Annotated in this window: 10 protein-coding genes; 6 read left to right on the forward strand and 4 right to left on the reverse strand. The window is 74.8% G+C overall.

Going from position 1 to position 10,350, the window contains the following annotated elements; genetic code table 11:
- Nucleotides 1–25 precede the first annotated feature (25 nt).
- Nucleotides 26–1,708: an FAD-dependent oxidoreductase gene (locus tag ACI78Z_RS08215; protein ID WP_457036034.1), complete on the forward strand. Its 1,683-nt coding sequence runs from the start codon at nucleotides 26–28 to the stop codon at nucleotides 1,706–1,708.
- Between the two features lie 18 nt (nucleotides 1,709–1,726).
- On the opposite strand, the gene ACI78Z_RS08220 is transcribed toward ACI78Z_RS08215, so the two are convergent.
- The 4 genes from ACI78Z_RS08220 to ACI78Z_RS08235 form a co-directional block, all read right to left on the reverse strand.
- Nucleotides 1,727–2,626, reverse strand: a complete 900-nt coding sequence (locus ACI78Z_RS08220; protein ID WP_457036035.1) for a carbohydrate kinase family protein — start codon at nucleotides 2,624–2,626, stop codon at nucleotides 1,727–1,729.
- Between the two features lie 88 nt (nucleotides 2,627–2,714).
- Nucleotides 2,715–3,134, reverse strand: coding sequence for a DUF898 family protein (locus ACI78Z_RS08225; RefSeq protein ID WP_457036036.1), 420 nt, complete (start codon nucleotides 3,132–3,134; stop codon nucleotides 2,715–2,717).
- 71 nt (nucleotides 3,135–3,205) lie between these two features.
- On the reverse strand, nucleotides 3,206–4,615 hold the full coding sequence (locus tag ACI78Z_RS08230) for an ADP-ribosylglycohydrolase family protein (RefSeq protein WP_457036037.1): 1,410 nt from the start codon (nucleotides 4,613–4,615) through the stop codon (nucleotides 3,206–3,208).
- 30 nt (nucleotides 4,616–4,645) lie between these two features.
- On the reverse strand, nucleotides 4,646–5,281 hold the full coding sequence (locus tag ACI78Z_RS08235) for a hypothetical protein (RefSeq protein ID WP_457036038.1): 636 nt from the start codon (nucleotides 5,279–5,281) through the stop codon (nucleotides 4,646–4,648).
- 192 nt (nucleotides 5,282–5,473) lie between these two features.
- On the opposite strand from ACI78Z_RS08235, the gene ACI78Z_RS08240 reads away from it, so the two are divergent.
- From ACI78Z_RS08240 to ACI78Z_RS08260, 5 genes are all read left to right on the forward strand, one after another.
- Nucleotides 5,474–5,848 (forward strand): hypothetical protein, encoded by a 375-nt coding sequence (locus ACI78Z_RS08240; RefSeq protein WP_457036039.1) that lies wholly within the window; start codon nucleotides 5,474–5,476, stop codon nucleotides 5,846–5,848.
- Nucleotides 5,849–6,020: 172 nt separating this feature from the next.
- Entirely contained in the window at nucleotides 6,021–6,734 is a 714-nt protein-coding gene (locus ACI78Z_RS08245) for a hypothetical protein (protein ID WP_457036040.1), read from the forward strand.
- Nucleotides 6,731–8,059 carry a hypothetical protein gene (locus tag ACI78Z_RS08250; protein ID WP_457036041.1) on the forward strand — a complete coding sequence of 443 codons (1,329 nt, stop codon included), beginning with the start codon at nucleotides 6,731–6,733 and terminating at the stop codon, nucleotides 8,057–8,059. Before ACI78Z_RS08245 ends, ACI78Z_RS08250 begins: the two co-directional genes overlap by 4 nt.
- A gap of 32 nt (nucleotides 8,060–8,091) precedes the next feature.
- A complete protein-coding gene (locus ACI78Z_RS08255) occupies nucleotides 8,092–9,270 on the forward strand; it encodes an OmpA family protein (protein ID WP_457036042.1) in 1,179 nt (392 codons plus the stop codon).
- A gap of 201 nt (nucleotides 9,271–9,471) precedes the next feature.
- The gene (locus ACI78Z_RS08260) at nucleotides 9,472–10,116 is read left to right on the forward strand and encodes a DUF4352 domain-containing protein (RefSeq protein WP_457036043.1); all 645 of its coding nucleotides are present in this window, start codon (nucleotides 9,472–9,474) and stop codon (nucleotides 10,114–10,116) included.
- The last annotated feature ends 234 nt before the right edge of the window (nucleotides 10,117–10,350 follow it).

The raw sequence follows: 10,350 nt of genomic DNA on the forward strand, positions 1-10,350 counted from the left end.
CGTCCCCTTCGTACGGTCGATGACCGTGCGGCGATCCGAGCGGCCCGGTGCGAGCCGGCCGCTGCTGGTGGCGGTGGACGACGACCCGGACCGGCTGGCCGACCTCGAGGGGGAGCTGCGCAGCCGGTACGAGCGCGACTACCGCGTCTGCTGCCTGCGCTCGGCCGACGAGGCGCTCGCCACGCTGGAGCAGCTGGCGGCGGACGGCGAGCAGGTCGCCCTCGTGCTCGCCGGTGAGGTGCTCGGCGACGCACCCGGGACCATGCTCCTGGCCGAGGTGCGCCGCCTGTTCCCGCACGCCGAGCGAGCGCTGCTGGTCCCCTTCGCCCACGTCGGGGACCCCGACACCGCCGACGGGGTCCTCGAGTCGATCGCGCGCGGGCGCATCGACCACTGGCTGGTCCGCCCGGCACCGCCGCGGGACGAGGCGTTCCACCAGGCCGTCGCCGGTTTCCTGCTCGAGTGGGCCGAGTCGCAGCGCTCCGCTCCGCACACGGTCGAGGTCATCGGGGAGACCTGGGCCGGCCGGGCCTACGAGCTGCGCGACGTGCTCGGCCGCTGCGCCATGCCCCACCGGTTCCACCTGGCCGACTCGGACGAGGGACAGCGCCTCCTGGACGGTGTGGGCGACTGCCGGTTCCCGGTGATGGTGATGCCCGACGGGTCGGTGCTCGAGGACCCCAGCGACGTCGAGATCGCCCGGGCCGCCGGGACGACGGTCGAACCGGACGGCGACCTCTACGACCTCGTCATCGTGGGCAGCGGGCCCGCGGGCCTGTCCGCGGGTGTGTACGGCGCCTCCGAGGGGCTGCGCACCCTGCTCATCGACTCGGGGGGCCTCGGCGGCCAGGCCACGGCGAGCTCCTCGATCCGCAACTACCTCGGCTTCCCGCGGGGCATCACCGGCGGCAACCTCGCCCGCCGGGCGTACGAGCAGGCGTGGGTCTTCGGCGCCCGGTTCGCCTTCATGCAGCGGGTCACCACCATGCGACGCGAGCGCGACGCGACGGTCCTGGAGCTCGCGCACGGCGGGGTTGCGGCCGGTCGTGCCGTCGTCCTGGCGACGGGCGCCAGCTACCGCCGGCTCGGCGTCGAGTCCCTGGAGGCGCTGCACGGTGCCGGCGTCTTCTACGGCGCCGCCGCATCCGAGGCGCCGCTGGTGTCCGGCGAGGACGTGTACGTCGTCGGCGGTGCCAACTCCGCCGGGCAGGCGGCTCTGCACCTGGCCCGCTGGGCCAAGCGGGTGACCCTCGTGGTGCGCGCCGCGTCGCTGGCCGCCGGGATGTCGCACTACCTGGTCCGCGCGGTCGAGGAGACGCCGAACATCGAGGTCCGGACCGGCACCGAGGTCGTCGGCGGCGGCGGCGGCGACGGCTGGCTGGACCACCTGGTGCTGCACCACCGGGCGAGCGGCGAGCTGGAGCGGGTCAGCGCCTACGCGCTCTTCCTGATGATCGGCGCCACGCCGCACACGGAGTGGCTGCCCCCGATCGTCGAGCGGGACGCCGACGGCTTCGTCATGACCGGTTCCGATCTGAGCGACGACGCGCTGCGGGCCTTCGGGCGCCCGCCGGTGCCGCTGGAGACCAGCATCCCGGGGGTGCTGGCGGCCGGGGACGTCCGGCACGGGTCGGTCAAGCGCGTCGCGTCGGCGGTGGGGGAGGGCTCGATCGCGATCCGGTTCGTCCACCAGCTGCTCGCGACCTGACCCCCTCGGCCGGTGCGGTCAGGGCGGCGGCCGGCCACCGACCACCGCGGCGACCACCGCGGCCGCCGCGTGACCGGTCCGGACGGCGTCCAGCACGGGCGCCCCGGCCCGCCAGCCGGCCAGCACCCCGGCCACGAACGCGTCCCCGCAGCCGGTCGTGTCGCGCAGCCGACCCTCCGGCAGCGGCTCGACCGGCACCGCCCACGTCCCCGCCCGGGTCGACACCCGGGTCGGCCGGGAGCCCGCGTGCACCAGCATCAGCTCCGGCGCCCAGGCCGGCAGGTCGCCGTCCAGCCCGAGGACCGCGGCCTCGGCGGCGTTGCAGGAGAGCAGGTCCGGCCGCAGCGCGGTGAGCAGGTCGACGTACGCGGCGACGCCGTGGCGCTCGATCCGGGTCGCCGCCGCGACGTCTCCGCTGACCGGCACCCCGGAGTCGTGCGCCGCCGAGGCAGCGGCCCGCACCGCGTCGGGGAAGCGCAGCAGGTCGTAGCCGTCCAGGTGGACGACGGAGGCGCCGGTGCACCACTCCGCGCGGACGTCGGCCGGCTCCAGCCCGCCCTCCCCGCGGTCGGTGAGCAGGGTCCGCTCGCCGTCCGGGTGCACCAGCACCGTCGACAGCGGCGCCCGGCCGCGACGCACCACCGCCAGCTCGACGCCGCGCTCGGCCAGGCCGGCCAGCAAACCGTCGGCGAGCGGGTCCGCACCTGCCCAGCCGGCGAGCCGGGACGGCACACCCAGCCGCGCCAGGGTCGCCGTCACGTTGGCCGGCGCGCCGCCCGCTGCCGTCGTCCGCACCACCCGCTGCTGCCCGCCGACGACCAGGGGCGCGGACAGCTCGAGCACCTGGTCGACCACCAGCTTGCCCACCGCCACCACGGGACCCCGGCCGGCCCGGCGCGGCCACTGCGGCCCAGTCACGGAGGACAGGGTGCTCGCCGATCGGTGGCTCTGCTCGCGCTGGAGGCGGGTGGGAGACGCCGAACACGCCACCCCACCCGCCTGGTGCTCAGCGCTGCGCCGGCGGGAGCGGCGCGTAGCCCGGCATGGGCAGGCCAGCAACCTGCTGAGTGGGGATGGCCGGCAGGACGGCGGTCAGCGGGAGCGGCGTCCGGCTGCGATCGAAGTCGGTGTGCTCCCACTTCCAGCGCGCGATCCGCGGACCGACCCAGAGCAGGTAGATGCCGAGGGTGATGAAGGTGAGCAGGAGCCACTTGATCCAGTTGCCGAAGAGCGCTGTGGCGGACCCGGTGAACACCAGCGGGAAACCATCGATGTAACTGTGCTTGGCCCGCCAACGCTCGCGGAGCACGAGGGCGAAGGGGTAGCAGAAGCCGATCGTGCAGACGGTGATGAGAACGCCCAGGAGAGCGGTTCCCACGTAGGTGGCTGCGCCGCCGTCGAAGCGGAACCTGCCTGACTTGGCCATGACTGTCTCCCTCGGTGTCGACGGTACGGGTCGAGGCCTCCATCGGCAGTCCTGGTACGAAGTCGCACCCTTCAGTTCCGGTACGTCGCACCTTCCAGGCGTTCGAGTGCGGCGGTGAAGCTGTCGTTCCAGAGACCGAGGTGCGGCCAGCGCTCGGCGACGTATGCCGTCGCCTCCGCCGCCGTCATCCCCTCCTCGCGGACCAGCCAGGCGCGCAGCACCAGCCCGGTGCGGGAGGCGCCGCCGTGGCAGTGCACCAGCAGCCGGTGCCCCTCGGCGCGCAGCGCGGCCATGTCGTCGAGGACGTCGGCCAGCATGCCGTCGAGGTCGGCGTTGGAGTCGTTGTCGGCGATGTAGGCCATGCGGTGTGTCCGGTGGGGGAACGGGTCGCCGAGCCGGCACAGCGAGATGACGGCGAAGTTGGTGTCGCTGGAGCGGGCGCCGTCGAGGTTGCCCGCCCAGATGCCGGGCAGCACCTGGCGCGGGCCGATCCGCGGGATCACCCCGGGGTCGTAGCTCTGCTGAGCACCGCCGTCCAGCGCGGCCGCGAGCTGCTGCAGGTCGGCCAGCCGCCAGACCCGCTCACCGTGCCCCGGCACGCGACCGTGGACGGCGGACGCCCACCGGATCGGGATGCCGCCCATCCCGTGCACCGCCCCGGCCAGCCCACCGGCGACCGCGGCCACGGTGTCGGTGTCCCCGCCCAGGTCGATGACCAGCCGCAGCACCTCGGCGACGTCCCGGCTGCGCCGCAGCGCCCACACGGCCTGGCCGAGCGTCGGCCACACCGCGCCGTTGGACTCGGTCGCCTGCTCCGGCGTCCAGTCCGGTGCCAGCACGGTCGCCCACCGCGCGCGGTGCTCGTCGGCCACGCACTCCAGCGCCGCGGGGACGGCGGCCAGCGGGTCGCCGCCGTCGAGGGCGACGCGCACCAGTTCGTGGAAGACCGCGCAGCCCTCGCCGGCCGCCGGGCCGCCGTGGGTGAGCGCGGAGATGCGGCGGGCGGCGTCCATGGTGGCCGCGCGGCCGTCGCGGGCGAACCGGATGGCGGCGGGTGTCGTGCGCACCAGCGAGCCGTTGCCGGCCGCGTGCCCGGTGCGCGCGGAGTGCGCGGCGGCGGCGGTGTCCCAGGGCAGGCCGCAGCCGAGGACGGCGCGGGTCTGGGTGCCGATGTCCGGCGGGTCGGCGGCGGCCCAGGTGCGGAACCGGTCGAACAGGTCGGCCTCGTCCAGGCCACCCCGATCGACCAGCGAGGTGGCGACCAGCAGCGCCATCTGGGTGTCGTCGGTGAACTCCCCGGGCTCCCACCCGAGCGACCCGCCGCCGCACATCTCCGTGCGCGCGCCCCGGGCCGGGGTGGGGAAGCGGGCGGTGAACCGCCCGGGCGGACCGAACTCGAAGGGCGCGCCGAGGGCGTCGCCGACGGCCGAGCCGACCAGCGCGCCGGCGGCGCGGGAGGAGCGGTGGATGCGCGGGGTCACACCGGCATCCTGCTGCGCCGGTCCCACCCGTCAGGCGCTGACCTCCTCGTGCGTGTTGACCCCGGGGATGCGCCGCACGGATCCCCAGCCGAACCGGGCCCACACGACCAGCAGCGCAGCGCCGACGAGCGATCCGAGGGTGTCGCGGAAGAGGTCGCCGTTGGTGTCGTCGTTGTCCTCCGACAGGGCCGTCCCGAACCAGGCGTCGGACCGCCACTCGAACAGCTCCCACAGCGCTCCGATCGCGATGCCGAGCGCCGCGGTCACCACGCCGATGCCCACGTAGTGCTGCAGGTGCGTCTCGTCGCGGGGGTCCGGGACGACGTCCGCCCGGGCCAGGGCGATGTAGACCACCGGGGCGGTGAGCATCGGCAGCGTGAAGTGGACCAGGTCGTCGAAGCGGAGGAACCGGTCGTACAGGCCCAGCGTCTCGCCGAACCCCTGCAGGGCCATGCCCAGGGTCAGGGCCAGGTCGTAGAGCCGCGGCAGGTTCACCAGCCGTGCGACGAGGGTGACGCTGCCCAGCGCGGCGAGCAGGGCGGCCGAGCCCCATCGGCCGTCGGCCGCGTACACCCCGGCCCCGACGAAGACCACCAGCCGCAGGACGTCGATGCCGTCCCGGATCACCGGCGTCCAGTCCCCCAGCAGCAGCGTGCGCCCGTCCACGTCGACGCCGTACCCGCCGGGTGCCCCGAGGCTGCACGCGCGGCAGCGCATGACGCTGTGTCACCGGGGTCGGCTGTCACCCACGCGAGCGGGGGACGACGGCGTCTCCGGCGCGCGCGGCGCAACCGTCCGGTGCTGTGCTGTCCCCAGCCGGTGCGAGCGACCGGGGGCACCGCAGGACAGGAGCAGGCCGTGACCGATCGGGAGTTCGAGCCGACCGCCGCGAGCACCAGCCGGACGGCCCGCTGCACCAGCCACGCCGCCGGCCACGGCGTCCACCCCACGCACGTGCTGCTCTGCGACAACAGCCCCGACAGCGCCTGGACGCCGGTCGTCGTCATGGGCGCCGTCGATGACGTGCTCACCGTCGCCTGTGGCCAGGGACTGCGGCGCTACCGCAACCACGATCCCGGCCGCCTGCTCGACCTCGCCGGCGCCACCGGACCCGACGCGCTGCTCAACGAGCGCTACGGCCTGCTCTTCCTGCGCACCTGGCCGCGGGACGCCGCCTCCGTCTTCTCCCTGCAGCCGGCCGACCACCCACCGCACCCCTGCCGCTCCGCCTGACCACATGGGGTGAGGCGGCCCCGCCACGACGGTCCCCGACGAGCAACCCCCCATTAACGTCCGATCGCCTCCCGTGACGCGGCGTCACCGACCACCGGTCGACGTCCACCCGGGAGGAGGGGACGCCGCACCACAGCCCGTCCCCGCACAGGCTCGACAGGGGGAGTGGAGCGTGGCCCTGACCGGTGCCCAGCGCATCGACCGTCGATACCGGACCCTCCGCATCCCGTGGAGCACCCGGCTGCGCCTGCGCTGGTACGCCCGCGCCGACCGCCGGGCCGGCCTGCCGGTCGGGGTCGGCGTCGCCTCGACGCCGGTCCTGGCCGAGCTCGTCGCCGAGTACGGCGAGGCCTGCGAGCGCCAGCGCACGGCCTGCCTCGTCGACACCGACCCGGCCGACGTCCGGCTCGGGCAGATCGACGCGGAGCTGCGCACCCTGCGTGCCACCCTCGAGCGCCAGGCCGCGGACGTCGAGCGGGTGGCGCAGCCGCCCGCGCCCGCGTGGCTCGCCCGCCGCTACCCCGGCGAGGAGAACCTGCCGGAGTCCGCGACCCGCGAGCGCCGCGCCGTCACCCACCAGCGCTCGGTGGCCGCCGCCCGCGCCGCGCAGGCCGAGACCCAGCGCCGGCTGGACGACGTGCTCGCCGAGCAGGCCCACCTGCGCGCCGCCGTCCAGGCCCGCGCCGACGTGGCCCGCTCGCACGTCGTGCGTGCCCGGGAGCTGACCCACCGCAAGGCCGCCGTCTACCGGCGTGCCCTGCTCCGCCGCCACCCGCAGCGCGAGGAACTCGTCCGCCTCTGGGACACCGAGCTGTGCGACCTGCCCGCCTGGGCCGCGCCCGAGATCCCGCTGCCCGCCCCCGCACCGTCTGGAGCCTCCGCATGAGCTGGACCTGGAAGCGCGACCCCGAGGACATCCGCCTCCCCTTCCTCGCGCCGCGCACCAACCGGGACGAGGTGGTCGCGCAGGTCGCCGCGCTGGCCCAGGCCGGAGCGCTGGACGCCGGCAACGGCGACGTCCTCGACGGCTGGCTGGAGGGGCTGCGCACCAAGCAGCGCGCGCAGGTCCTCACCGACCGCACCGAGCGGATCGCCGCCGCCCAGGCGGAGGTCAGCCGGCTCGAGGCGGAGGCCGAGGAAGCCCGGTTCGCGGCGGACGTCGTCGCTGAGCGTCTCGACCGCACACGGCGGGAGCTCTCGATCGCCGAGAAGCGCGTCCTCGGCCCGGCCGACGCGCAGTCGGTCGAGAAGCGGGAGCGCCGCAGCCGCCCCCGGCCGACCGTGGACGCACTCGAGGGTCTGGTCCCGTCGCGGGGTCATTCCGTGGTCATGGTCTTGCTGATCCTGCTGGCCGCCGCAGGGGACCTCGTCACCTTCCGGTTGACCCTCGCCGGCTTCACTGCATCCCAGGACTGGATCGTCTGGACCCTGACCGTCGCCTTCGCCGCGGTCTCCGTCGGCCTCATGCACGCTGCGGGCCGGGCGCTCAAGGACCTCCGCCAGGCACGCGGCGGCTCCGGTCGGGTCGCACTCGGCTTCATGATCGGCGCGTGGGTCCTCCTCGGCGGGGTGGCCACCTACTTCCGCTCCCAGGTGGCTACGCCGTCGTCCCAGCCGGCGGACATCTTCGGCGCCGACACGGCGGCCGACGCGGCCGCCGCTTCTCACGAGGCGCTGCTGTCCGCGGTGCTCCTCGCCGGGCTCTACATCGCCTCGGGCGTGCTGGCCTTCTACGCCGGCTTCTCCGAGCACCACCCTCACGTGCGCACGTATCGCGAGCTCGCCAAGCGCGTCGTGCAACAGCGCAAGCAGCTGTCCGGCGCCGAGGCGGCCGCGCGCAAGGCGACGCACGAGCTGGCGCACGCCCGCGGCAAGGTCGCCGCGGCGGTGTCATGGGCGGACGACGCGCTCGCCACGACCGACGCCGAGATCGCCGAACTCAAGGAGCTCGTCCGGGTCGAGGTCGCCGGTCACCTCGGGTTGCCCGAGGCCACGAACGGCCTCACCACCGGACGGCGGGTCGGTGGTGCGCATGCTGCGCCGCGGACGGACGTGCCCGAGCCCCGGGCGGGAGACGACGGGGCGCAGGGGGTCCCCGGTCCACCGCCACTCGACGCCAGGACGCCGCGGCGGATCCCGCGCGAGGTGTTCCCGCTCCTCACGCCACGGTCGGTGAACAGCTCCGGCTCCCTCAACGGGTCCGGCTCCTGAGCCGCCCCAGCACCCACATCAGGAAGGCACCCGTGTTCACGTCCCCCACCCTGCGCCGCCTCGTCGTCGCGGTCGGCTCGCTCGCCGTCGCCGCGACCGCGGCTGGCTGCTCGGCAGCCGAGGCCGCCGAGCCGACTGGCGCAGTCGCCGTCGTTCTCGGGGCGCGCAGCAACATGCCTCCGCCGGTGCTCGACAGCGCTGCCGAGGCTGCGCTGAAGACGGCGGTGCAGGACCAGTCGTTGGCCCTCTTCGTGATCGCGGACGGCGAGCCCGCTGTCGAGGGGAAGCGGGACCTCGTGACGCCAGGGGAGAACGAGACAGGACGTGAAGGGCAGCGCCAGGAGTGGCGGGAGTGGGTCAAGCGGAGCTTCGAGGGCGCCGCGGCGCAGGACGAGGAGACCGACCTGCTCGGCGCTCTGGACCTCGCGGCGCGCGCCATCTCGTCGGCGCCCGGCACCCACACGATCGTCGTCGTCGACTCCGGGCTGTCCACGGCCGGTGATCTGGACTTCGCCGGCCAGCCCGAGCTGCTCGACGCCGACCCGGAGGAACTCGCCGAGAGCCTCGCCGCGTCCGACGCGTTGCCCGACCTGACCGGTGTCCGCGTGGTCGTCCAAGGCATCGGTGACACCGCTGAGCCGCAGGAAGAACTGAGCACTGCCCAGCGGCGACACCTGGTCGAGCTGTGGGAGGCGATGCTCGCCACCGCCGGCGCGACCGAGGTCGTCGTCGAGGAGACCCCACTGTCCGGTTCGCCCTCCGACGGTCTGCCACGGGTGACCCCGGTCGGCCTGCCGCAGCCGGTGCAGTGCGTCGGCGGGGCGATCGAGCTGAGCGGCGCTGACGTCGCCTTCCAGCCGAACTCGGCCGAGTTCGTCGAGGCGGCCGCTGCGCGGGCCGTCCTCGAGCCGATCGCGAAGCAACTCGTTGGAACCGGCGCCACCGCCACGCTGACCGGGACGACGGCACGTGTCGGCGACCTGAAGGGCCAGCGTGCTCTGAGCGAGCAGCGGGCGCAGGCGGTGCTCGAGGAGCTCGTGGAGCTCCGTGTCCCGAGGGAGTCCCTGACCGCAGTGGGCCTCGGCAGTGAGTTCCCCGGCTACGCCCAGGACCACGATGCCGCCGGCAACCTGCTGCCTGGCCCGGCTGCGGCCAACCGCCAGGTGATCATCACGCTCGACGACGGGGCCGCATGGACCCTGTGCGACTGACGGGTACGTCGCGACCAGCGGCCTGAGGCGTCGGCGACCGGAGTGACGGGAGGTCACGTGAGGGGCAGCGCCACTTCAGTCCTCCCGGGTTCCGGGACGTGCACGTGCCACTGTCCTCGCGTCCAACCCGGGGTCGCGCGATGACGGACGACGGTTGTCGCACTCGCGGGCCTCGATCCTCACCGCCCCATGGGGGAACACATGTCGCAGTCGACTCACGCGCCGGCCGACCCGCAGGGGTACGCCCCTCAGCCGCCGGCCCCGGCCAAGAAGCCCTTCTACAAGCGCGCCTGGTTCATCGTCCTCGCGGTGCTCGTCGTCATCGCCATCGCTACCCAGGGCGGCGGCGGAGATGGTGAGTCGACGACCGCGACCGGTGACCCGGCGACCGGTGACGCGGCCGCTGCTCCGGCCGTGGACACACCCGCGGCCGAGGCGCCGGCTCCCGAGGCGCCGGGCATCGGTGAGCCTGCCGCCGACGGCAAGTTCAACTTCGTCGTCAACGGCGTCGACTGCAGTGTCACGGAGATCGGCAGCGAGTTCCTGAGCCAGAAGGCCCAGGGCCAGTTCTGCATCGTCGACCTGACGATCACCAACATCGGCGATCAGGCGCAGAGCTTCTTCGGCGACAACGCCACGCTCTTCAACGGGCAGGGCCAGCAGTTCTCGGCCGACGGCGAGGCGGCGATGTACCTGGAGGACTCGTCCTCGCTCTACGAGGAGATCAACCCCGGCAACACGCTGGCCAGCAAGGTCGTCTTCGACGTCCCCGCCGGCACGGTGCCGACCTCGATCGAGCTCCACGACTCTGCCTTCTCGGGCGGCGTCACCGTCGCCCTGCAGTAAGCACTGCACGGCTGAGGGCCTCCCGCTGACACGGCGGGAGGCCCTCAGCGCTTCCTGCGCGTCCGTCGACCCGGCCGAGGGCGGCGTGCTGGCCTGCAGCTGACCGCCCGGGGGGGGGGGGGGGGGGGGGGGGGGGGGGGGGGGGGGGGGGGGGGGGGGGGGGGGGGGGGGGGGGGGGGGGGGGGGGGGGGGGGGGGGGGGGGGGGGGGGGGGGGGGGGGGGGGGGGGGGGGGG

Source organism: Geodermatophilus sp. SYSU D01176, from assembly GCF_054050015.1.